This window comes from Pseudoalteromonas rubra (assembly GCF_000238295.3).
GTDB lineage: Bacteria > Pseudomonadota > Gammaproteobacteria > Enterobacterales > Alteromonadaceae > Pseudoalteromonas > Pseudoalteromonas rubra.
Genome location: NZ_AHCD03000036.1, coordinates 116,365 through 140,127, shown reverse-complemented (window position 1 = coordinate 140,127; position 23,763 = coordinate 116,365). Strand labels below are relative to the sequence as shown.

The 23,763-nt window shown below is 51.4% G+C and carries 23 protein-coding genes; 13 read left to right on the top strand and 10 right to left on the bottom strand.

Annotated features, from left to right (window positions below; all coding sequences use genetic code 11):
- Positions 1-455: 455 nt before the first annotated feature.
- On the top strand, positions 456-2,456 hold the full coding sequence (locus PRUB_RS17555; protein ID WP_010384937.1) for a S8 family serine peptidase: 2,001 nt from the start codon (positions 456-458) through the stop codon (positions 2,454-2,456).
- 42 nt (positions 2,457-2,498) lie between these two features.
- Here PRUB_RS17555 and PRUB_RS17550 read toward each other — a convergent pair whose 3' ends face one another.
- Positions 2,499-2,867, bottom strand: coding sequence for a winged helix-turn-helix transcriptional regulator (locus PRUB_RS17550; RefSeq protein ID WP_010384935.1), 369 nt, complete (start codon positions 2,865-2,867; stop codon positions 2,499-2,501).
- A gap of 152 nt (positions 2,868-3,019) precedes the next feature.
- Between PRUB_RS17550 and PRUB_RS17545 the strand changes: the two genes are divergently transcribed.
- Positions 3,020-3,799 carry a hypothetical protein gene (locus PRUB_RS17545; RefSeq protein WP_010384934.1) on the top strand — a complete coding sequence of 260 codons (780 nt, stop codon included), beginning with the start codon at positions 3,020-3,022 and terminating at the stop codon, positions 3,797-3,799.
- Between the two features lie 308 nt (positions 3,800-4,107).
- Positions 4,108-5,115 (top strand): MBL fold metallo-hydrolase, encoded by a 1,008-nt coding sequence (locus tag PRUB_RS17540; protein WP_010384933.1) that lies wholly within the window; start codon positions 4,108-4,110, stop codon positions 5,113-5,115.
- 66 nt (positions 5,116-5,181) lie between these two features.
- Here PRUB_RS17540 and PRUB_RS17535 read toward each other — a convergent pair whose 3' ends face one another.
- Together PRUB_RS17535 and PRUB_RS17530 are read right to left on the bottom strand one after the other, a co-directional pair.
- A complete protein-coding gene (locus tag PRUB_RS17535; protein ID WP_010384931.1) occupies positions 5,182-5,685 on the bottom strand; it encodes a nuclear transport factor 2 family protein in 504 nt (167 codons plus the stop codon).
- A 53-nt stretch (positions 5,686-5,738) separates the two neighbouring features.
- A complete protein-coding gene (locus tag PRUB_RS17530; protein ID WP_021032741.1) occupies positions 5,739-6,713 on the bottom strand; it encodes an alpha/beta hydrolase in 975 nt (324 codons plus the stop codon).
- 181 nt (positions 6,714-6,894) lie between these two features.
- Between PRUB_RS17530 and PRUB_RS17525 the strand changes: the two genes are divergently transcribed.
- Entirely contained in the window at positions 6,895-7,797 is a 903-nt protein-coding gene (locus PRUB_RS17525; RefSeq protein WP_010384927.1) for a helix-turn-helix transcriptional regulator, read from the top strand.
- A 13-nt stretch (positions 7,798-7,810) separates the two neighbouring features.
- On the opposite strand, the gene PRUB_RS17520 is transcribed toward PRUB_RS17525, so the two are convergent.
- Complete coding sequence (locus PRUB_RS17520) at positions 7,811-8,671, bottom strand: NAD-dependent epimerase/dehydratase family protein (RefSeq protein WP_010384925.1); 861 nt, start codon at positions 8,669-8,671, stop codon at positions 7,811-7,813.
- A gap of 100 nt (positions 8,672-8,771) precedes the next feature.
- Positions 8,772-9,377, bottom strand: a complete 606-nt coding sequence (locus PRUB_RS17515) for a hypothetical protein (RefSeq protein WP_010384924.1) — start codon at positions 9,375-9,377, stop codon at positions 8,772-8,774.
- 628 nt (positions 9,378-10,005) lie between these two features.
- Here PRUB_RS17515 and PRUB_RS17510 point away from each other — a divergent pair.
- On the top strand, positions 10,006-10,548 hold the full coding sequence (locus tag PRUB_RS17510; protein ID WP_010384923.1) for a nuclear transport factor 2 family protein: 543 nt from the start codon (positions 10,006-10,008) through the stop codon (positions 10,546-10,548).
- Positions 10,549-10,657: 109 nt separating this feature from the next.
- Here the strand turns inward: PRUB_RS17510 and glmS are convergent, their stop codons facing one another.
- Both glmS and PRUB_RS17500 read right to left on the bottom strand, forming a co-directional pair.
- Complete coding sequence (glmS, locus tag PRUB_RS17505; RefSeq protein WP_010384922.1) at positions 10,658-12,478, bottom strand: glutamine--fructose-6-phosphate transaminase (isomerizing); 1,821 nt, start codon at positions 12,476-12,478, stop codon at positions 10,658-10,660.
- 31 nt (positions 12,479-12,509) lie between these two features.
- On the bottom strand, positions 12,510-13,280 hold the full coding sequence (locus PRUB_RS17500; RefSeq protein ID WP_010384921.1) for a DeoR/GlpR family DNA-binding transcription regulator: 771 nt from the start codon (positions 13,278-13,280) through the stop codon (positions 12,510-12,512).
- Between the two features lie 384 nt (positions 13,281-13,664).
- Here PRUB_RS17500 and PRUB_RS17495 point away from each other — a divergent pair, with 384 nt between their 5' ends.
- The 4 genes from PRUB_RS17495 (at position 13,665) to PRUB_RS17480 (ending at position 18,064) form a co-directional block, all read left to right on the top strand.
- Positions 13,665-14,417 carry a LytTR family DNA-binding domain-containing protein gene (locus PRUB_RS17495; RefSeq protein ID WP_155946238.1) on the top strand — a complete coding sequence of 251 codons (753 nt, stop codon included), beginning with the start codon at positions 13,665-13,667 and terminating at the stop codon, positions 14,415-14,417.
- A gap of 147 nt (positions 14,418-14,564) precedes the next feature.
- A complete protein-coding gene (locus PRUB_RS17490) occupies positions 14,565-16,532 on the top strand; it encodes a TonB-dependent receptor domain-containing protein (RefSeq protein WP_021032742.1) in 1,968 nt (655 codons plus the stop codon).
- 84 nt (positions 16,533-16,616) lie between these two features.
- Positions 16,617-17,516 carry a pepsin/retropepsin-like aspartic protease family protein gene (locus PRUB_RS17485; protein WP_010384915.1) on the top strand — a complete coding sequence of 300 codons (900 nt, stop codon included), beginning with the start codon at positions 16,617-16,619 and terminating at the stop codon, positions 17,514-17,516.
- Positions 17,517-17,590: 74 nt separating this feature from the next.
- A complete protein-coding gene (locus PRUB_RS17480) occupies positions 17,591-18,064 on the top strand; it encodes an aminoacyl-tRNA deacylase (protein WP_010384914.1) in 474 nt (157 codons plus the stop codon).
- 33 nt (positions 18,065-18,097) lie between these two features.
- Here the strand turns inward: PRUB_RS17480 and PRUB_RS17475 are convergent, their stop codons facing one another.
- Positions 18,098-18,403 carry a DUF6482 family protein gene (locus tag PRUB_RS17475; protein ID WP_010384913.1) on the bottom strand — a complete coding sequence of 102 codons (306 nt, stop codon included), beginning with the start codon at positions 18,401-18,403 and terminating at the stop codon, positions 18,098-18,100.
- A 175-nt stretch (positions 18,404-18,578) separates the two neighbouring features.
- Here PRUB_RS17475 and PRUB_RS17470 point away from each other — a divergent pair, with 175 nt between their 5' ends.
- The 4 genes from PRUB_RS17470 to PRUB_RS17455 are packed head-to-tail and all read left to right on the top strand — an operon-like array spanning position 18,579 to position 22,363.
- Positions 18,579-19,844, top strand: a complete 1,266-nt coding sequence (locus PRUB_RS17470; RefSeq protein ID WP_010384912.1) for a LysM peptidoglycan-binding domain-containing protein — start codon at positions 18,579-18,581, stop codon at positions 19,842-19,844.
- A 25-nt stretch (positions 19,845-19,869) separates the two neighbouring features.
- Positions 19,870-20,661, top strand: a complete 792-nt coding sequence (locus PRUB_RS17465) for a hypothetical protein (RefSeq protein WP_010384910.1) — start codon at positions 19,870-19,872, stop codon at positions 20,659-20,661.
- Positions 20,662-20,666: 5 nt separating this feature from the next.
- Positions 20,667-21,323: a glycoside hydrolase family protein gene (locus PRUB_RS17460; protein WP_155946239.1), complete on the top strand. Its 657-nt coding sequence runs from the start codon at positions 20,667-20,669 to the stop codon at positions 21,321-21,323.
- The gene (locus PRUB_RS17455) at positions 21,311-22,363 is read left to right on the top strand and encodes an AraC family transcriptional regulator (protein ID WP_010384908.1); all 1,053 of its coding nucleotides are present in this window, start codon (positions 21,311-21,313) and stop codon (positions 22,361-22,363) included. The genes PRUB_RS17460 and PRUB_RS17455 overlap by 13 nt, the downstream gene beginning before the upstream one ends.
- On the opposite strand, the gene thpR is transcribed toward PRUB_RS17455, so the two are convergent.
- Together thpR and PRUB_RS17445 are read right to left on the bottom strand one after the other, a co-directional pair.
- Positions 22,329-22,859, bottom strand: a complete 531-nt coding sequence (gene thpR, locus PRUB_RS17450; RefSeq protein WP_010384907.1) for an RNA 2',3'-cyclic phosphodiesterase — start codon at positions 22,857-22,859, stop codon at positions 22,329-22,331. The genes PRUB_RS17455 and thpR overlap by 35 nt on opposite strands.
- A gap of 73 nt (positions 22,860-22,932) precedes the next feature.
- On the bottom strand, positions 22,933-23,661 hold the full coding sequence (locus tag PRUB_RS17445; protein WP_010384906.1) for a helix-turn-helix domain-containing protein: 729 nt from the start codon (positions 23,659-23,661) through the stop codon (positions 22,933-22,935).
- Positions 23,662-23,763 lie beyond the last annotated feature (102 nt).

The window sequence follows — 23,763 nt, the reverse complement described above, 5'->3', positions numbered from 1 at the left end:
TCAATAGCTTGGCAGAAAACAGGTAGGCACCTTTTCACCGCTAGAGGTGTATTTATCCTGTGATATCATCAGCTTGATGTGCAGCTATCCACTCGGTATCCCCTTTGCAATACGGTGATCCTTATCAGCAATGGCTGTACCAAGAAGCCAATGAAAACAAAAGAACGGCCATGTCTACCTTATAAGTCATTGTTACTATTATTTACTTTAGAACGCACCTCTTCTTCCTATGCCAGACCAGGTGCTCAGAAAAGCACCGCAGCATGAGCAAGTTTTCTAATTGTTCATCATTTTTACGTATTTGTGTAATTTGCATTAACAATGGGTTGCAAATTGAAACTTCAAGGGGTAGTTTGATCCTCAATGGGGTACAAAATAGACAATAAACCAGACCTCATTGCATTGGATGCAGCAAACATAACAAATAGCAACAACAAGAATCAGTAGGAAGCAACATGAACAAGACATTTAGACTTACCTCGTTAGCCATTGCCTTATCCGCACTGTCATCAGCCGCCGTCAACGCACAGGAAACCAAACAGTACATTCTAAAGCAAAGTGATTTAGCCATTTTTGCACCGCAAACCACTCGCTTTGCCCGCGCCGCCATTGCCCAGGATTTCGCTGCTGAACCAGCCGCAGAAGTACTGTCAGATGATGAGCAAGGCACCGTCGTCACCATGGAGCTGACTGCTGAGCAGGTCGCACAACTTAAAGCGTCTGGTCAGTACGCCTATATCGAAGAAGATTATGAATATGTGCCTTTCTCATCGACCACCAGCGCTGAAGTCTCACCGTATGGCCTGGCCGAAGTACAGGCACCATTGTTACAAGACACCAACGCCGACTTATTTAAAGTCTGTGTGATTGACTCTGGTTACGATCTGGGCCACCCGGATCTGCCACAAAATGCCACTGGCTTTACCGACTTGCCTGGCGGCCTGACCTGGGATCAGGATGGCTCAGGCCACGGTACGCACGTTGCCGGTACCATAGTTGCGCTGAAAAATGGCCAGGGCGTCGTCGGTGTGCTGCCGAATGATAAAATTGGCGTGCACAACGTACGTGTTTTCGATAACGATGGTAAGCAAGGTTTAACCTCTCGGATTGCCCGAGCAGTTGATAACTGTGTCGAAAATGGCGCAAAAGTCATCAATATGAGTTTAGGTGGTGGCAGCCCAAGTCAGTACTTCCAGGATCGTCTACAAGCCGCCTATGACAAAGGCGTGCTTATCATTGCCGCAGCCGGTAACAACGGAGATAGCACTGTCAGTTACCCTGCCAGTTACGAAACCGTGATGTCAGTGGCGAATATTGACGAAAACCGCGTGAAAAACGCCACGTCACAGTATAACGCTTATGTAGAAATTGCAGCGCCAGGTACCAACATCCTGTCAACAGTACCACGTGGCACCGGTGTTGCCGCTGGCGTGACAGCCAATGGGGTATTTGTTAAAGGCGGCGGCATGACCAACTCGGCAGAAGGTAACGTCAGTGCCGAACTCGTCGACTGTGGCCAGGGTCTGAGTGCCTGTGCCGCGACACGCAGCATCTGTTTAATTGAGCGCGGCGGTGCTTCTTTCAAAGACAAAGCAGCCAACTGTGAAGCCGGCGGCGGTGTTGCAGCCATCATCTACAACAATGCAGCAGGCTCGTTCAGCGGAACACTGGGAGACGGCGTGCATGGTGTAACCATTCCGGTCATTTCCTTGTCTCAGGAAGACGGCACGGCACTGAAATCCTCTGTGGGTACCTCAGTACAAGTGCAGCTCGAAGCCATTCTGGATTACGATGAAAAGTCAGGTACTTCTATGGCGAGCCCGCACGTGGCCGGTGTTGCTGCCCTGGTCTGGAGCCAGCACCCAAGCTGTACCAACGTAGACATTCGTAACGCCCTGAATGCCACGGCAATCGATTTAGGCTCGGCGGGTCGTGACAATGAATACGGTCACGGTTTAGTACAAGCCAAAGCCGCGTCTGACTATATTGCTGCCAACGGGTGTAGCGGCACACTAGAAAACCAACTGCCAGTTGCCAGCTTCACAGCCAGCTGTACCGACCTAGGTTGTAACTTTGATGCCAGTGCCAGCCGCGACCCGGATGGTCAAGTCGTGGCTTATGACTGGAATATCAACGGATTTGCCACCACAGGTGTCACTGTCACACACGCATTTTCCAATGCTGGCAGCTATCAGGTATCACTGACGGTAACAGATGATGCAGGTGCGACGCACACTGTCACTCAGTCAGTCTCTGTCACAGATGGCAACAACAATACCGGCTGTAGCGGCCTGGAAACCTGGTCTGCCAGCAAGATTTACCGTTCAGGTAATGAAGTTGCCTATAACGGTCGCAAATACCACAGCAACTGGTGGCATCGTGGCAAAAACCCGGCGCAAAACTCTAACGTGGGGAATGCCTGGAAAGTCTGGACTGATTTAGGCGTCTGTAACTAAGCGCCCACGATTTACAATTGAGAGCAAGCAGTCAGGCGACACTTAGGTGTCGCCTTTTTTATGGGCCACATGCTGTTGCCGCTGTCCCCATTCACATAGCATATCCAGAATTGGCCTGAGCTCATCTGACAATCCGGTACTGGTGTATTCCACCCTGGGCGGCACTTCTGCATACACCTCGCGAGAGACCAACCCGTCGGCTTCAAGCTCTCTTAACTGTTGAGTCAGCATCTTTTGTGTGATCTTTGGAATGCGCTTTTTCAGCTCACCGAAACGCAGCGTATTGTCCCGCAGGTGAAACAGGATGATCACCTTCCACTTGCCGCCAATCACATTCATGACGGAGGTCATCGGACAGCCACCTAAATTAATGTCATTTTCTTCTGTGCGTAACGCCTTGTTTTTTGTCATTGGTTACACCGGCCCTGCTATACTCTAGATTATTGCTTATTATGCTGACTATATCCGAACATTATAGTTTACTAAAGATACTATGGGTTTTATTTATACTATTAATCCTGCTGCTGAGTAAACCCAAGCAGACTAGAGAAGGTCAATACAGCATGAGTAATGATATCTGGGATAGAAGCAAGACAGACAAAACGAACGCGGCCTTGTTTGGTAATTTCGTTTGGATGACCATCAACAGCTCGGATCTTAAAGGCATTCTCCAGTTTATGCGCGAAAACGTTGAAGTAGAGAACGTACACAAAACGGATGCTAAATTTGATACATTTGCGGTGTACAACGCACAGCGCCTTGTACTCGCCAAACTAGACCAGCATGTTTATCTGGGTGGTTTTGGGTTACCAAGCTTTCACGAGTCCGCCCGCCCGAATAATCTGCTTTATTACGTTGCGCACTGCGAAAAACAAGCCGTAAAAAATAATATGAACCTGCTGGGCGCGCTGGCAAATGCACTTAGTTCACAGTTTGGCGAGACACACTACTATGCAATGACCAACAAGAATCAGTTTTACTTTTGGCTAAAGTCGACAAGAGGAAAACTGGACAGGTTATATGCTTTTGAACTCAACAACAGTGACGAATATCTTTCTCCAGGTCAGACACTTGAGAACACCGTCGTTTCTTTCGGCTCACCGACAGAAATTGAGCTGGCACTGTCAAAAGAATATTTCATTGAAGGGCTCAGCGAGCCCTGCGCAGAAACACAACTCCCCGAGATAAATTTATATGATGTACTGCAGAGGATCCCTGAAAACTGGGACGTGCACCCTTACAAAATACTTCCTCAGTTTCAGGATGCTTACCTGATTGAGTTATCTGTTCCCGCATTTTACGGATATAGAAAGTTCATTGGCATTGACTCACTCCGCTCATAAGGCTTCTTTACCTGAGCAGACCTGGTGTAGAAGCATTATACAGTTACTAAAAAAGAGTATTTGATAAAGGTCATCGGACAACCGCCTAAATTAATGTCATTTTCTTCTGTCTGTAACGCGTTGTTTTTCGCCATTGGTTACCCCAGCCATACTAGCTTACAAATTGGTGCTTACTTGATCTGAGTATATCTGAGCTCTATAGTTTCCAAAAGATACCAAGGGTACTTTTGATACTTTTATGTACTTAAAGCGTACACAGCATGCGCTGACAATCCCTTGTCGATGTAATACACAACCAGGAAACACCCATGAACACACCAAAATATGCTTTATTCGGCGCACTGACGATGCTATCAACCTTCACCACTCAGGCTGGTGACTTTATCTACAAACCCGCCTCTGCCACGCACATCGCGGCACCCAATCAAAAAGTCGCAGGCAGCCACCGCGAGCGCTTTGTGAAACCTTATGAAGTACAACGCCTGAGTCAGAACGTCTACTGGATATCGGTTGCCAACTACAACGTCACCGCGGTAGTTGGTCAGCGCAGTGTATTGCTGATCGACGCCCCTCATGGCACAGGCAAACAACTGCTGGCAGCCATCAAGTCTTTCACCAGCAAACCGCTGCATGGCATCGTCTATTCTCATGCCCATGCTGATCACGTGGGCGACTCACGGCTGATCCAAAAAGCACAGCCGGATACTCCCATTGAAATTTATGCCACCGCAGAGGTGCGCGATGCACTGCACTCGCACAAAGTCACAGCGCCCGCGCCGATCACTCAGGTCATTGGTGATACATTTAACTTTGAAGGCCACACGTTCACCACATTTAGCAACTTTAACGGCCACACTCAGGATAATACGGCGTTACTCATCACAGATCAGGGACGTACCATCATTCATGCCATCGATCTGGTTCACCCGGATCAACTGGAGTTTCGCAGTTTCTCAAACGTTGAAGACGCCATCGCCTACAAAAACGACATAGAGACACTGATGACTCTGGACTGGGACGTAATGGTCACCGGCCACAGTAACCTGGGCTATAAAGCCGATGTCCAGTTTGTGCAGGACTATATCCGCGATGTACAAGCCTTTATCCATGCGGGGCTGGCCAAAGCCCAGTTTGCCAAGCACTTTAAAGGCGAATCGCCATTTAGCTGGTACGCGGGCTACACCAATGAAATCATCGACTTTGCTCACGCCAAAATGGCAGAAAAATACCGTAAAGGCAGAGAAGAAGAGTTTGATATTGTGGCCAAATCACACGTCCGGGTGATGTTCTGGGCGATGTTTGCCCGGGCGCTTTAATCTGTGTTCAAGTAGCGTTCAGCGCAAAACGACACACACGATTGCGCTGAACGCTACCTGCTCACGCTAACCCGTTACTTTTCGGGCTTCCCGCTCCAGCCAATTTTGTCGGGCATGCTGCGGGGCGGTCGCCAGAATATCCCGGCTCCCCTGCTCCGCTTTACGAATAAGCCTGATGGACGAAATTTGCCAATGATGCTCTGCTTTGATCAGGCCAAATTCATAGTCCCCGGACACCGACCAGAATCCCGTTTCTCCCAGCCAGTGACGTGCAATAAACTCAGCCCTGGCGACAGCCTTGTCACCTGTGACGGTCACAACCAGATTGCTGAGTTCATGCAAGGTTGCATCAAAGCCGGGCAGAAACCCGGCCCATTGCTGTAGTAATACCCGCCGCTCTATCCGTTGCACCTCTGTGCCGAATAAATCACTGTAATCGACCGTCAGCTGCGGGGCAAACACTCTGCCAAGATAGTCGAATGCCCCCTGATCGGCAAAGACTGAAAAACTGTGTATCTGGCTGCGAATTTTTGCTTCGTCCACTGTCATCGTGCGTGCATTGGCATTCATCGTCATGACTCCTGTAAATAGTATTAACCAGTGCCCTAACTGCATGCCGCCCCTCACAGGGTTGCCGCAAAATGTGTCACAACGGCATCCACCGCCTGACTGACCGCCTCGGGCTGATCGTAAAAATCAAACTGGCTGATCCCCTCAAGCCACACGGCACGCACGTTGCTGCCAGCGCTATCAAGATACTGGCGGGCACCCGCTGGCAAAGCCATGGCATCGGACGCCACCATCAGCACCGGTTTATCCTGAGCCGCGGCACCGGCCTGCGCATCGTAATTTAACCAGCCCGACCAGGACGCAACATTAAACTGATTATCGTACTGTGGTATCAATCCCCGCTCGGTTTGCGTGTAATAAGGGACCTGATACATCAATGACTGTGCATTGCTGTTGCTGGCTGCTTCGATATAAACAGGTTGCGCAGACGTAGACGCTTGTTCAGCCGCTGCGAGTAACGTCTGGACTTGCGCTTCGCCACCGTAAATGGCTGTCGCCATGGCTTTGTCATGCAACCACGGAGCGACCACGGCAGCGCTTTTTACTTTGCCATGACCTGTTATGGCATCCAGCATGTACCCGGCCGATGCACAGATCCCAAGACCTGCTATACGTGTGGTATCGACGCCCTGCAACTGGTCGAGCGAATCGATCACAGCACGAATATCCGCCGTTTTACGCGCCGGATCTTCGAGATAGAGCACCGCATCAGCACTTTCACCCCAACCACGAAAGTCAAAGGTCAGCGCAGCGAACCCTTGCTCTGCCAGTGCCTGTGCATAGACCGCGCTCATTTGCTCTTTCACCGTTGTCCAGGCACCGGTAACGATAACCAGCGGTGCATTGGGATGATTTTTGGGCAGATAAAGGTTGGCCGCAAGGGGGCCTATCTGAGTACTTAATTCAATCTTTTGCATAGTGATCTCCTGTGACGATAATTGATGCTGATGCGTGGTTGCAGACACAGTGTGTGGTAATACTGCGATGGTCAGACTCCCTAACAGGAGTAATAGTGATTGCTTAAACATGGCACCCTCTGTGTTGTATGTGAGCCGTTTGGCTAACCTGGGCATAGATTAGCGCTGAGGGGCCCCGCAAGATTGAAGATTCCTGCCCGGGTTTTGGTATTTTATTGCACACAAGCTGAGTTGACGGCGGACAGTAGGGTGGGCTAGATTCACTCTAAGAGTCATCAATGAACACCCCGCAATGCAATCAAAACTGAGGTTTTATAACTTTGAAACCAACACCTTATCGGATTGTGGTGCGGTGCTGGAGATTGCCTTTTCAAATCATGATCTGGCATGGCCGGGCATATTGGTTGAACAGGGCACGTCTCCCCATTTTTACCCCACCCATGTCTACACGCCTTACTTTTACTTTGCACTGGCGCTGGAAAGTGACTTGCACTGGCAGGCCGAACAAAACGGGCACCTGGCCGACTTACACACCAGCCCAGGCAATATCTGGATCAACCCGCCGGGCACGCCCTTTACCCACGCGATTTCAGAGCCTTGCCATTTCGTGATCCTGGCCATCGAATCACAGCATTTTCTGGACCGCTGTCCACTCAGCCTGGATGGCATTGAATTGCAGTTTCTCAACAATTACAACGTGGTAGATGCCGCCATCAAAGGCATCATTGACCTGTTTATGCTTGAGGCAAAAAACAAGGGCCGCAATGGCACAGCCTATTTGGACAACCTCGTTGGGCTGCTGGCCACCCATTACATTCATAACTACTCCAATTATCAGGATCAGAAAACGGCGCAGGTCGCGACCTCTAAGTTTGATCAGCAGCAAATTGCTAAAATTGATGACTATATTCAGGCACATATTGGTCAAAGCATTGCGGTAGACGAGCTGGCGGACTTACTGGGGTGCAGCAAGTTTTACTTTCTGAGGGAGTTTAAAAAGCACCTGGGGATCACCCCCTATCAGTACATTCTGGATAGGCGCCTGGCACAGTCCAAAGCGGCATTATTATCCGGGCGTGCCAATATCGCTGCGACCGCTTTAGAGCTGGGCTTTAACGATCAATCTCACTTTACCCGGGCATTTAAAAATCACTTTGGCATCACACCCGGGCAGTTTATTAAGCAACGCGACTAACCGGCGTTACCGATCACACACTCGGAGGTAAAAACAGCCTGGGTTGCCAGCCTAATTCGCGGATGGCTTTGTCGCTTGAGAACACCTGTTGCAGTGCATAGCCTTCTGTCCAGCTGCCATATATTTGCACCCACTGCGCCGCTTGTTCGCATACAATCGGTTGCTCAGACAGCTGCCGCAATAAACGCGCCAGCGGGGCACGATGCTCCGCAGAGCCAATGTATTCTTCTCCCGATTTTCCTCGTTCGAGTACCAGCCGGTATAACTCTGCCAGATTCTGACGCTCAACCAGCGACCAGGTTTGTGCTTCGTCCGTCGGTAACACGGGATGGCCACAGCGTTCTATTTCCCAGCTCAGGATGGGCGGTAAATAGTGCTCTTCCTCGCACACCACATTGACCGGGCTGACAACGCGTAAGTCGATGTTTTCTTTGTCAGATAACCAGGCGATGTTATCCAGCATCCACTGAAAATCGGCCACCGAATGCTTTGGCGTGGTTTCGGTGATCACCGCATCATGACTGCCATAGGCCCAGCATCCAGCGGTATAGACAAGTATAAGTGGCGTAGTGCGTGTTAAGGCATGGTCAGCCACAGCCTGCATCAACGTCGCATCCACCTCGCCCATCTTGTCATCAAAGGTACAGGCGGTATGGATAAACGCATCACAGCTCGCAAGCTCGCTGAGCCAGGGTTGCGGCCCAGTCAGTGACCCCGTGACTGCGATTGCCCCCAGTTGCTCGGCTTTATCGGCGCTTGTTGCATTTCTGCATAACACCTTGACCTGATAACCATGTGTGATCAGCTCCCGCACTATGGCACTGCCTATATTACCTGTTCCGCCAGTCACAAATACCGATTTGTGTATGCTCATCTGTTTCTCCTTTCAGATTTAAAAACATACAACCACAGTAGCGCAATATGTACCCAAATATCTACACTGTCGTATTGGTTAAAGCACCCGCGGCGTCTATTCACGCCACCTGAGATCCGGCCACCGTATCAGAGCGGATCACCCGGCTGGCCCACACAAACGCCAGCGCAAGTAACCCATTGGTGTAAAAGTCCAGCGCTAACCCCACTTCAGCCCCATACAACATGCCCACCAGTAACATCAGGCTCCAGCATACAACGGGGACTGACAAAGCCATGCCCAGCGTGCGCGATGCAGGGTCCCGCAGGCAGACAAGCGCATTGCAAATAAAGGCACCCACCATCGCAACCATAAACAAACCAATCAGCGCCTGCATGCCAACGCCTCTGGTGGCATCGCCCAGCACTGCACTGGCAATAACCCAGCAGGCCCCAATACTCAGTGCCAGCAAAGCCGCCAGTGCAAACCCCGCACCCCACTTTGCCAGTTTCGGCGCTCGCGACACAATTCGAGGGAGCAGTTTATACAACCCCAGGACACTGGATGCGAGCCCGATAATCGCCGGGATAGCGGGCCACAAAATGGACAGCTGATATCCTGAAAAATGACGCGCCCATAAACACAGGGTATTGATTAACATAAAACCACCGGCAATCAGAAAAAATCGGGCATCCCAGGGTGTAGGTGTGTGCTGAACGTTTTGCATTGTCTTCCTCGCATTGAATGTTATTAACCGTAAACAGGTGAGGTCATACAATGCGAAGAAATGGTCGGTAAGTCGTTTGAATGGGCCCGTTCGAACTTTTTCTTTCAAATAATTTCAGGAAGTTAGGAAACAGTCTTGGCGGCATAAGCGCTTAAAGCCTGGATACCCCGGCTACTTATTCAGTTTAGCGATGGGCTACCCTATCCCAGATAATTGACGCGCAATCCGAACAAACACACACAAAACATCAATAACTAGACTCTTTGTAGCTACCCCTGTGAAGGTGCCTGCACCTAAATTGTGAAGGGGTGCAGTGTCTAAACATACAATCTGATACCCGGAACAAGCACAGCTTTACCAGAAAAGAGTGAATATCATTGGCGTACACTTCAAGTAAAGCCGCAAAACACTCACACAGGCAGCCCGACTGTAACACCCCGAATGATAATCCTACTAATGAACGCTCTGTGCACCAGCCCAAAGCCACTCCGCGAGCAAAATTTCAGGACACGGGTTACCAAAAAGTGCCCTGGTAAGCAATTTGTGCCTTCTTGCAAAGGCAGTTACTATTAATTACCATGGTTACCAGATGAGACTTAAACCCTGAATTACAACTGAGGAGCACCCCATGTTGAAAACCCTAAGCGCAGCATTACTTTTACTGGTCAGCACCGTCACTTTGGCCGCAGGCAAAGACGCCCCTAAAATCCAGTTTGATCAGTTAAAAAAACCAAACTGGAGCGAGCAGGAATTAAGCAACGCCCGTCTGGTCACCGACTTTGTACAAAACCTGATGAACGACCACAATTTTGACTATGTTCTGGCACACTACAACGACAGTGCCTACGTGCAGCACAACCGCAACTTACCGGATAAAATCCCGGGCCTAGTCGGCTTCTTACAGGAATTTGTTGAGAGCTACCCGGATTACAGCTACGACGTAAAACACATCTACACAGACGGCGACTTCGTGATTTTTCACTCTCATGCCACACTGGATAAAGATCACCGTGGCAATGACCAGAAGGGCATGAACATCATCGACACCTGGCGCATCGAAGACGGCCGCATCGTTGAACACTGGGACTCAATCCAGGCCCTGGATCTGTCGATGCGCATTTACTCACTTTTCAGCGGTGGCGACATTCAAAATGATAATGGCGTGTTTTGATAGGGTGAGTGTGGAGTAATGAGAGCGCAATATGAATTAGAAGCCGCTCAGAATCACCCACAAAAAAGGCGCTTTCGCGCCTTTTTCAGTTCAATCAACCTAACCCAACTTACTCTACGGTCACTGACTTAGCCAGGTTACGTGGCTGGTCGACGTCGGTGCCTTTGATCACGGCAACGTAGTACGACAGCAGCTGTAGCGGGATTGTATAGACAACTGGTGCGATGATGTCTTCTACGTGATTCACGTTCATTACGCGCATGGTGTCGTCTGATGCGAAGTTGGAGTCTTTGTCTGCGAAGACGTAGATGATGCCGCCGCGGGCGCGGACTTCTTCAACGTTTGACTTCAGCTTTTCAAGCAGCTCGTTATTCGGCGCGACGACGATGATTGGCATGTCGGCGTCGATCAGGGCCAGTGGGCCGTGCTTCAGCTCGCCTGCCGCGTAGGCTTCGGCGTGAATGTACGAGATTTCTTTAAGCTTCAGTGCGCCTTCCATTGCGATTGGGTACTGTGAACCACGACCCAGGAACAGTGAATGATGCTTGTCGGCGAATTCTTCTGCCAGTGCTTCGATGCCTTCTGCCATGTTCAGTGACTCTTCCAGCTTGTTTGGCAGGGTCTTGATGGCATTCACGATCACGCTCTGATCGCGGCCTTTTTCCTGTGCGATTGACGCAGTTAGCATCAATAAGCCCACTAATTGCGTGGTAAACGCTTTAGTTGACGCAACACCAATCTCGGCACCGGCTTTGGTCATAAAGGCCAGATCAGATTCGCGTACCAGTGATGAGCCCGGAACGTTACAGATGGTCATAGAGGCCATGTAACCTTGCTCTTTCGCCAGACGCAGTGCCGCCAGCGTATCAGCGGTTTCACCAGACTGAGAAATGGTCACAAGTAGGCTGTTTTCGTGCACAAACGACTCACGATAGCGGAATTCAGAGGCGATCTCGACATTACAGCTTACGCCTGCGTATTGCTCAAGCCAGTAACGCGCCACCATGCCTGAGTGGTAAGAGGTACCACAGGCAATGATCTGAACGTGCTTAACGTCTTTGAAGATCTGGTTAGCCTGATCGCCAAATGCATCTACTGACACTTTGTCGCCGTCTAAACGCCCTTCCAGCGTATTACGCACGGCCATTGGCTGCTCGTAGATTTCTTTGAGCATGTAGTGGCGGTATTCGCCTTTGCCCGACACGTCCTGAGAAATGTTGGACTCAACCACTTCGCGCTCAACCGGCTCGCCGTTGATGTCGTAAATTTCGACTGTTTCGCGCGTGATGCGTGCCACATCGCCTTCTTCTAAGAAGATAAAGTTGCGTGTTACCGCAAGCAATGCCAGCTGATCAGAAGCGATGAAGTTTTCACCCAGACCCAGGCCGATCACCAGCGGGCTGCCTGAACGGGCCACGATGATTTCGTCGTCGTTGGCTTTGTCGAATACCACAGTGCCGTAAGCACCTTCCAGCTGCTTTACTGCTGCTTTGACTGAGTCGAGCAACGAGGTGTGCTGCTGACGCAGTTGATGGATCAGGTGGACCATGACTTCGGTATCTGTGTCAGACACAAACGTATAGCCGTCGTCTTTTAATACTGAACGCAGTGACTCGTGGTTTTCGATGATGCCGTTGTGTACCAGTGCGATCTCTTCGTTAGAGATGTGTGGGTGAGCGTTCACTTCTGTTACACCACCATGTGTTGCCCAGCGAGTGTGCGCAATACCCGTATGACCGCTAACGCCAGCTTCGGCCACAGCCGCTTCCAGGTTCACCACTTTACCGACAGCCTTAACCGTATTTAGGGTGCCAGCATTGCTTAAAGCCACACCCGCTGAATCGTATCCACGGTATTCAAGACGTTTTAAACCTTCGATCAAAATACGGTTAACAGGACGTTCTGCTACCGCACCAACTATTCCACACATAAATTCTCCATTATTTGCACTTTGTGTGTTGTCACTCTACCTCTGCACAGATCAACTGCACGCCACGGGCCTCGATCGCCTGGCGTAAGTCAGCAGCCAGGTTGTTGTCGGTAATCAAGGTCGTGACCTGATCCCAGGGCAATTCTAAATTCGGTATTCTGCGGCCGATCTTTTCAGATTCGACCAGTACAACCACGTCACGGGCCGCTTCGGCCATGACCTGGCTAAGTCCCACCAGCTCGTTAAACGTGGTGGTGCCCCTCGCTACATCAATGCCATCGGCACCGATGAACAGGGTGTCAAAATCGTAAGAGCGCAAAACTTGCTCGGCAACCTGCCCCTGAAAAGACTCCGAATGCGGGTCCCAGGTGCCACCGGTCATCAATAAGGTTGGCTCGTTTTCCAGTGCCAACAAGCGGTTGGCAATATTAATGGCATTGGTCATCACCACCAGCCCGCGCTTTTGCGCCAGCTCCGGGATCATCGCCGCCGTTGTGCGGCCGCTATCAATGATGATGCGGTGATGATCTTTAATCAATGTAGCTGCCGCTCTGGCGATTGCCACTTTACGTAGCGTATCGCGCTCATCATCGCCTTTGGCGACTATCTCTTGTGGCAGCGCCACCGCACCACCGTAGCGACGCAGTAACAGGCCGCTTTTTTCCAAAGCGGTTAAATCCTTTCGAATCGTAACTTCTGATGTGGCAAATTCACTGGCTAATGCCTCTACACTGACTTCGCCCTGAGAATTCACCATGGCAAGAATTGTATGTCTGCGTTGTTGTGTATTGCGTTTGGTCATCGTGGTTTTATATTAGTTATAAGTTTCGTTTCGAACGTTGCGGAATTATAGTCGAAACTTACGATTCGAAACAAGTTAAATTTTAATCATGGTTTATAGGTTTGGGATTGAGTATGGATTGGGCAGAAAAAACCGGCCTGCTGTACAGGCTGAGAGTTGTTCCCGGCTCGTTGGCCGGGATGACGTTATAGGCTCTTTGGCCAGGGTGACGGTGGTGGCTCTTTGACTGGGATGACGGTGGAGGCTCTTTGGCTGGGGTGACGGCAGGCGTGGTCAATGGAGCGCTGTGACTTTATTAAGCTTGAATGATAGCCGGTTTGTTTGACTTCACATCCGTTAGCAGGATGCTAAAATACGCGGGTGTATCAAATATGGGAAAATGTGGTGTCGGCTCGGATCAGACAAGAATGGCTACTTTCGCTGTGCGGCTGGACACTGGTGATTGGCTTTCTGACCTTCATAGACTTGCTACACGACTGGTCCGTTCCCGAAAATGAGCGCCTCAATAACCCGCTGTGGTGGGCTGTGCAGGAATGGGGGCTGTGGTATCTGTTGTCTCCGTTGGTTTTCCGCGCACTGGCGCAGCTTGAACCCGCTCCCCGGGTAGACACCCGATTATTTCTCAAGATCATGGCAGGTGCCTACCTCATAGCCATGCTGTTACAGGCCCTGTTTGATCTGGTGGCACTGGACGACCCCATCGCCTATACCCTCTACTACTTTGCACCGGCACATCTGCTGGTTCTGTTTGTCCTCACCATTTTGTGGCACACCCAATTTCGCACCATTGCAGAGCAAAACCAGGCGCATCCTGTGCTGTGGGCAGATCAGGGCAAAGACAAAGCGCCGGTCACGTTTGATGACATTACCCATGTCACCGCGGCCAGTAACTATATGGAGATCCATACGCGCACACAGCAATACCTAAAACGTGGCACACTCAAAGAGCTGATGGCACAGCTGCCGCCTCAGTTTATTCGTACCCACCGCTCTCATGTGGTCAACCTGTACGCCATAGACAGGATCCAGAACAAGCCGTCTGGTAGTGCCATTATTCAGCTCAGTAGTGGCGCTCAGGTTGCGCTTAGTAAAGGCTATAAGCAGGATGTGAAAGCACGGTTTGCGCAAAAAGTCTGAAACGCGCCCTGTCCATTCGTCCCACATCCGCCGGGATTAGCAAACGTCTCACATCCATTCATCCCTGCCAGCCACAACTGGCCCCTAAGCTTTTGTTTCTCTTGGTTTGAATCCCTTAAAATAGGACAAACTTTCAAGGAGCGTTATATGTATCCAATTAAATCAGCTCTGCTGTCCTCGCTGCTGGTGTGCACCCTGTTTACACCGGTTTATGCTCAGCAGCAGGCCGACAAAGTATTTGATCAGGCTGCGCTGGCCCAGTTTAATGCCCAGCATGCCCTGGATCTGCTCAACCAGCTGCCCACTTTCGTGCTGAGCGAAGGCAACAGCGAGCGCGGCCTCAGTGGTGCCAGCAGCAATGTGTTGATCGACAGCACCGTGCCCTTGTCCAAATCCGATTCCATTGAAACCCTGCTGCGTCAGCTGCCAATCAGTCAGATAGCCAGCCTGGCACTCTATACCGGCCAACATCCGTTCAGCCAGCTCAGTGAATATACTCAGGTGGTGAACATCACGACCCAGGATCAGGGTGCCACCCTTGACTGGCGTGCCAAGTTGCAGTCACAACACAGCTATCATGAGCTGAGTGAAGCCATGCTGAGCATGCAAACCCGCCTTGCTCAGTGGCAGCACACGGTGAGTGTGAAATGGGTGAATAACCATAACTATTCGTCTGGTGAACTGGCGCTGTTTTCCGATCCACGACAACAGCAGGCCTCTGAGGTGCAGCAGGAGCACTTTGCTGAGCGACAACAGGGGGCTCAGTTCGCTCTGATCAGCCGTAAACAGCTCGAACATGGCACTTTGCAGCTGAATGCCTCGGCACAACACACCGACTGGCTGACCCGCTATCGCTGGACTCCAGCGCTGCCAGCCCCCATGAATGGCACAGCCGACGACGAAACTGAGAAAGAATACGAGCTGGGTTTTGACTGGCTAAGAGAGACAGCCTCAGAGTGGCAGCTTCAGCTCACAGGCCTTGCCAGACGTGAGCTATCAGACTTGTCTATACAAGAATGGCAGCACCTGGAACCGGCATTAACCACCTTTGAGCAACGTGAGCGTGCGCGTGAACAGGTACTCAGACTGGCTTATGGCAACCCGACCCATGCGCTGCAACCCAGTATCGGTATCGAAGGCAGCTACAACTCGGTCACCGCCGACACGCAGGACGATGGCGATCCGCTCAGCAGCAAGGTTACCGAAACCCGATTTGAGCCTTTCCTGGCCGCCAGCTGGCAAATTGCACCGCAATGGCAAGTATCGGGCAAACTCGCGCTGGAGCAGGCGACCCTGAAATCCGGTATTCACGCTGAGCAGACGTTAAAACATCGCCTGTTAAAACCTCAGCTTAAACTGGGCTACGACCTCAGTGAAGCCTCACAACTGACTTTCAGCGCCCAGCACCAGGTTGAGCAGCTGGACTTTGGACTGTTTCAGACGTCCCAGAGCAGTGGCTTTGTACGTACGCAAAATGGCAGCGAGCAGCTCAAACCCATGCAGTACACCGAGCTGATGCTCACCTGGCAATATGCCCGGGCGGATCTGTTTGAGTTTACACTAAGCCCGCTTTATCAGTGGCAACAGGATATCCACGAATATCAGCTGCAAGCCAATGGCAATGGTGCCATCGCCAACGCCGGGCGCGCCCGCTACTTTGGTCTGGACAGCGAGTGGAGCTTTAATACCAGCCGCCTGCTCAGTGCCAGCCGTATTGAACTGAGCTACACCTGGCGCGATGCGCGTTATGAAGACCCATTGAGTGGCACGCGACCCATTACAGATCTGACCCCGCACGAGTTGATCATTGGGTTCCGTCGCGATCAAACTCGGTTATCCTGGGGCGTTGAGGCCTTTTTGCCTACCCGTCTGCGAGAATACTTTCATGATGAAGTTTTTACAGAGCGCGCCAGTACTGAGCTCAGTGCATTTGTACAGACCCAGATTGGACAGGGGTTGTCACTCAGGGCCGAGATGAACACCTTGAATAAGGCAAAGTATCAATATGTCAGAGCACTTTACGCGCCGGACCGCAGCCAGCCACTGGCAAGTAAAGAAGTGCTGGATGAAAATATCCAGCCGCAATTCAGCCTGACACTCAGTGGCCGCCTTTAGCCGGGGTCGGCCACTGGCCGTTGCAGAAAAATTCAGCCATAATGAGCTTGATAAATATAGTTAAATACAAGGAAGAACACCTATATGACAAGACTCATCGGCTTTTTTCTCATCATTTTGGTATCGGCATGCACGCAGGCCAGCATCACCCCCTGGATCCCATTTGAGCTGGACAATGGCCACATAAAAGTCCCAGTGACGGTGGCTGGAAAACAAAGCATGGCTATCCTGGACACCGGTGCCCAGCTCAACGCCATCAACCAGAATTTTATTGACTTCCACCAACTGAACCTGGCGCATCATGGCCATGTCCAGATCCAGGGAGCGCATGATACAGAACGCAGAAAGCAATATAGCAATGTCGATGTGGAGATATTTGGGATCAAAACCAAACTGAGCCAGCTGGCAGCAGTAAACATGAGCAATCCGCAGAACAGCCTGCTGATTGGCGCAGGGTTTTTCAGCCAGTTTGTGGTTCAGATTGACTATCCCAACAGCCGCATACGTATGGTGACCCGAGATGTTATAAACGTCGCCAAGCACGAAAACATCAAAACCCAGCCACACAAAGGCTCTGGTCTGCCGATTGTTCAGGTTGAGATGGCTGGCAAAAAAGTCTGGCTGTTACTCGATACCGGCAGCAACGGCGGCGTGTTGATTAGTCGCCGCCTTGCCGAGGGGCTGGACTTGATCGGGCCGGAAGACCGCCAAGTGGTGTCTCAGGGTGCCAACGCGCAAAGTACGCTGCGAACCACCCAACTGGCAGAACTCACATTTGGTCCATTTGTGTTGTCAAACGTGCAACTTGCTTATCCGGAAAAAGGCCATAAGCTCTCTCCCCTTAAGCAATATGCGCACACTTCAAGCATGATCAAAGGCAAAAGAGTCAAAGGCATACTTGGCTACGATGTACTTAAACATTTTCTGGTTACACTGGATTATGCACGTGGCAACATGCACCTGAGCGTACCAGACAAGCTCTGAGCGGATATTTTCTGCTTAACCGGGCCTGCTCGTCTATACTTAATGACCACAGTAAGTAAACACGAGGAGGTCCCATGACTCATCGTATCAGTGCCTACTTAGACACACACCTCATCCCGTATCGCGTCATCGAACACGTCGAAAGTCAGTCGTCATTTGGTTCAGCTTATCTTAGCCAGATCCCGTTGCCCCAACTGGCCAAAGCAGTAATGCTGGAAGACCACGAAAGCAAACGCCTGATGGCCGTGCTGCCGGCCAATTACAAAATCAGCCTGAGCAGCCTCAGTGACGCCCTGAAACGGCGCTTCCACCTGATGAAAGAACGCCAGGTATATCGGTTGTTTTCGGACTGCAGCCCCGGGGCGGTTCCCCCCATCGCCGACGCCTATCATCTGGATACGGTCTACGACGATCTGCTGCTAAATCAGCCCCATGTATACATAGAATCAGGCGACCATCGTCACCTGTTAAAGCTTGCGCAGGCCGATTTTCGCCAACTGATGGAAAACGCCAAACATCTGCGTTTTAGCCACGAAACAATGCATTGACATACTCCTGCGCCTTGCAACGCAGGCGTACCGTTAAAGTGTTTCTTTATTTAGAGGCATCACAAATCGGCAATGGCCGTCGCTGACATTGCCGATCATTTCATCGTAGGCTGTTTCCATATCAAACGTTGCCTGCGTGGCACCCAATTCCGCCAGCACCAGCTCAGCTTCGCGCAGGGAGTTGTAGGTCATGGTCTTGCCCTGGCGATCAGTCAGTAAATGATAATTGCCCAGCGCATCCAGTCCACCGGCAAGATAATGGTTAGAGTCTGCATAGCTGAGGATCACGGCATCCATATGGTTCTGATCAAGCTCGTTTTTTAGTTCGGAACGTAACATAAAAGCCCCCTGACGGTACGGAATTAAGATGCAGGGCTGAGCCCTGATCACAAAAGTAAGTTTAGCTCAATTTACGTACAGTTAAGGCAGAGCGATCAGCCTGGCCCAACAAGAGTGGCAAAAATTCCCAACTTATATACAATCAAAACAAACAATAATAACGCCGAATTCGCCGATGCCAGTCAGAATTTTTCTCCTGCTGTTAACCCTGATATTACTCAGCGGTTGTCAATCTACCCGCTCAGAGCACGCCCCGGAAGAGCACCAGAATGGTCACAGCACACCCGTCGCCCATTTTGAACCGGATCGACCTTTGCCTGCACTGCCAACGCCCCATACCAGTGATGACGTCTGGCAGCGTATTCGCATGCAACTCAGCTTTGCCAGCTCGACCCACCCCAGAGTGCTGAAGCGCGTTAACTGGTATCTGCAACACCCCAAGTATATGCATACCATCAGCGATCGCGCCCGGCCGTACTTGTATTATCTGGTGAATGAAGTTGAACGTCGCGGCCTGCCCATTGAACTGGCCCTGATGCCGCTGATAGAGAGTGACTTTAACGCCCAGGCCTACTCAGAAAAACATGCCTCCGGGCTGTGGCAATTAACACCTTTGATTGCAAAACACTATGGCGTGACCATTAATCCCTGGTTTGACGGACGGCAAGATCTGCTCCAGTCGACCCAGGCGGCACTCGATTTTCTGGTGTACCTGCACAAACGCTTTGACGGCGACTGGTATCATGCCATTGCGGCCTACAATACCGGTGAAGGACGGGTCGCCACCGCCATCGCCCGCAACCGTAAAGCAGGTAAACCCACAGACTTTTTCTCGCTGAGCCTGCCAAAACAAACTCGACACTATGTGCCTAAACTACTGGCGGCGGCCACCTTGCTGAAACAACAGCGCATGCACTTTCCGGCCATAGACAATCAACCCGCCTTTACCCAACTGGCTCTGGACAAAGCCGTGATCTTGCCTGACCAACATGACTGGGCAGAGTTAGAAGTTCTCAACCCTGGCTTTCGACGCTTTCCGGTGCTGCTTAACGGACCAGGTCATGTGCTGGTGCCCATGGCGCGGGCGCAAGAGTGGCAACTGGCCGCTAATGAGTTTCAGGCACTGCCAGATTCGCGCTGGCAGCAAGTGGTGGTGCGCCGGGGCGACAGCCTAAGTCGGATTGCCGGACAACATAATGTGTCTGTCAGTGAGCTGCGCCAGTTCAATCAGCTCAACAGCGATATGATCCGCATTGGTCAGACGTTACTGTTGCCATCACGTGAAGAAAAACTAGACTACGTGGTCAAGCGCGGTGACAGTTTGTGGCGCATTGCAAAGCAGTTTGGCGTAACGGTCAAGGACCTGAAGCGCTGGAACCAGCGTGACAATAACCGCCTGCGGCTGGGGGAAACTCTGGCTATTCATCTCTCAGCGCCTTAATTAAACTGTGAAAAGGACATGCCGCATGACACAGCAGAAAACCGCATCAACAACTGAAAATGAAGACCAAAACGTGACGGTTTTGCCAGCTCAAGACCAGCCGGGTGAGGCACACCATGCCAAACCCAAGCGATTTTTTCAGGGTAAGCAACTGCGTCTGTCACGCTCCAAAATGAATACCGTGCTGGCCTTGTGTGCCATGTTGATCTCAGCCGCCTCTTTCTATGCCACCTATATGCAGGCGAAAGCCGCACAGGAGCAAGTGGCTGCAGCAGAACGTCAACTGGAAGCCGAAACCTGGCCATGGCTGCAATTCAGCTACAGCAACTTTGATCTCGAGTCAGAGAGGCCCAGGATCACTATAGGGATTCTCAACTCAGGCACTGGCCCGGCCCTGATAAAGTGGGTGCAATACCATTATCGGGGCCAGACCTACGACTCTATCATCGCCCTGTTCGACGCCTGTTGTAATATCAGTGCGTATCGTGAGGCACTCGACAGCGCACAGCAGGACGACAGTGACGTCAACGTACTGGCCAAGTTTGGCTGGTACATTAGCAGCCGGGCAGAACACTCGCTGCTTGCTGACGGCGCCTCTCTGCCCCTGTTCACCATGCAAAAAAGCAATTTTAACAATCGCTTATGGGAAAAAATTGACGACCTGTCTGAGCAAGTAGAGGTCTATACCTGTTATTGCTCACTGCTTGAGCAGTGCTATATTTCTACCGTCAACTCGCATGTCTCCCCGGTTTCCGATTGCACCGCAGGCAAGCTGACACTCGCACAACGTGATAATTCATCCACAACGGAGCATTAACGGGTTTGCTAAAACGTCTTTTATCTAAACATCGCACGTCGTCACCTGCCGTGAAGCATATTTGCCATTTTGAAGGCGTGATCGACCACTTGTATTTAGATACCCGGGGCAACCCCACCATAGGTGCAGGCTTTCATGTCGCCAGCCAGGATGCCTTTACCCGACTTAGCTTACGGGACAAACGCACCAGCAAGCCCGCCAGCAGGGCACAAAAACAGCAGGAGTATGATACCTTAAAGCGCCTGCCCGCCGGGAAAACAGCCCGCTGGTATGCGCAACATTGTACCTTGCACCTGCCGCACAGTGAGAGTATGCGCCTGCTTGAGCAACAGCTCAGTACTTTTGAGCAAGAACTGACACTCCTGTTCAGCCCCAAAAATGGCTATACCCGCTCCTACCAACAATTCCCGGACAGTGTTCGGCTTGCTTTACTCGACCTGGCATATAATCTGGGCACACCCAACCTCAGCAGCCGCTGGCCCAAACTGTTAGCCGCCTTGAAACGAGAAGACTGGCGACAGGCAGCGGATGAATGCGCACGCAAACACGTGAGCAAAGCGCGTAACCAGGCCACCCGGCAGTTGCTTATACAAGCTGCCAGCAACGATAACCTGATAGCCAGGCTGTTCCGCCGGCTGTGGAGCAAACTGTGCCGCTCGTGACGCTGGCCGATCTGTTTTTTCGTTTTAATGCCATCGGATTACTACTTGCCCTGATGCTGTTTAACTGGCCCAGATTAAATCGGGCTGAGCGCTGCCTCAGCGCCGCACTGGCGCTCTGCCTGAGCCTGTTTTTGCTCCTCACTCAGCCACTGCCCGAATGGCGTTTTAACCCACTACGTAACCTGTTTCTCGCGGGGACCGAGCTATTGCCACTGATGCTCTGCGCATCAGCCTGGTACCTGATCAACCAACGCATACCCAACTGGTTGAACAAACCCAGTGGCCGCTGGCTGCTTGGCGGATCCCTGCTGGCCAGTAGTAGTATATTTCTGCTCTACGGCAGCGATACCCATTGGCATACGGTGATGCACCTGCTCAGTGCGCTGGCGATGTGTGCCACTTTGTATTACTGCCTGGCTAATTTTAATGATGACTTGGTCAATCACCGCCGTCACCTGAGGTTGATTTTAGCGACCTTTGCCCTGTTACACTGCTTGTTGCTGGTCGGGTTTGAGCTCAGCGCCAGCCTGATCCGGCGCGACCCACTCTTCCTGCTGGCGAATGCGGTGCTGGTGTTTTGTTTATTACTATTGGTGACCTGTTTGTCACGTGCGTCACGTGTGCCTCGCCAGGAAAGCGCACAAGCTGACACCCGGCCTGTCCCGGTAAAATGGCAAAGTACCTATCAGGCGCTGAACACCTTGCTCGAACAAGGCATCTACCGTGAGCCAGAGCTGACCATAGGAACGCTTGCCGAGCGTCTGGCTATCCCACCTCACCAGTTACGAGTGCTTATCAATCAACAGCTTGGCTTCAATAACTTCTCACAGTTTGTTAATCAGCACCGTCTGGCGTATGCCGCAGAACAGCTGCGAGATGTGGCACAGGCTCGCACAGCCATCCTGAACATCGCCTATGAAGCAGGGTTTAATTCAATTGGCCCGTTTAATCGCGCCTTTAAGCAGGTTTATCAGCTCACCCCGGGGGAATACCGCAAGCAAGCCCTTAATCAGCCGCAGATAAACGAAAAGACGCTATAGGCTGATAGATCAGCCCCTGAGTATCACAGCGATACGAATGATAAAGATGAAACTGAGTGACCGACAGTGTAAACGGGGTTATTGGCGCATCTACCCTGGGCTCAGGTTTGTGTCCACGAAACAAGGTTATGTGCGGCGAGAAAGGCAAACGATCGCGATGTAGCCCCAGCTCAGTGCCTAAAGCCCGTAACGGCTCAGCCAGCGCACGCAGCTGTGATGGCACCGGCTCAGGGCGCAAATAGAAGATCCCCTTACCCGACCAGTAGCCCGTTTGGGCAAAAGTGAGGGTAAACTCAGGGACCCGCAATTGGCGGGAAAATGCCACTAACTCGGCATCGTACTGCGCCTCAACCTGACCTAAAAAAGCCAGGGTCAGGTGCCAGTTTTCCGGCTTAGTCGGGGCTTTGCTGGCACTCACCTGTGTACGCAGCCAGGCAGCAATCTGCGCCTGACTGGGCTTATCGACTTCAATGCCAAAAAACAGGCGTTTTGTCATAGGTTACTCCCGGTGTTTATCCTGAGTATTGCTCAAAACCGGGGTTTTCCCAACCTCATGTGCCGCTGGCCATTTACTGAGCCCGGGCATATCGGCGCTCAATAAACAGGCCAAGCAGACCGGCGACGAACAACATCATGCCGATGAACTGCATCCAGGCATTGCCCGCACGCGGTACACTGCGTCCTTGCTCTGCTTTCAGTTCAAAGTAGCGACGCCCATTGTCGAGTGGTTGCACAAAGGCACTGCCACGATACTCAAAACTGAAAAACAATTCAGGTGCACGACGTTTTTGGTACTTCAGTCGCAAAGCGTCAAAGTCCTCCCGGCTTGCCGTTTCAGCTTCACTGACATAGCGCGACCAGCGAGTATAAAGATCCAGCGGCTCTCCCTCGCGCAGTTCACCATAAGAAAAGTACTCATACTGATGCTCCGGCAGAAAAATCGTCCGATAGCCGCTGTAAAACAGCGCACAGCCCAGTGAAATACATATCAGCGCCATCATCAGCCAGCTGCGCCTGCGCGCCAGCCGGTGCTTATCCAGATTTTGGTACCAGGCCTCAATATCCGGGATCTGCGTGAGATGCTGCCTGTCTCCGCACTCCGTCAGCCCTGCCATAAAGCTGTCCAGATCCAATTGTAATGCTGCCAGCAGTTTTCTGAACACGTCATTAGACGGTATAGAATGGTCGTTTTCCAGTTTCGATAAATAGCTCTGCTCTACGGTCATTTGTGTTGCCAGTTGTGGCTGGCTCAACGCCTGTTGTTGTCTTAATTGTTTGATGTATTGTCCGAGTGTCATGACCAGGTCCTTATGTTGTTAGAATTGTGGCCAGTCTTGGTAAGTCATGGATTAATAACAAGATGAATATCCAAGCATACGCAGGAATACCGCACCATACCA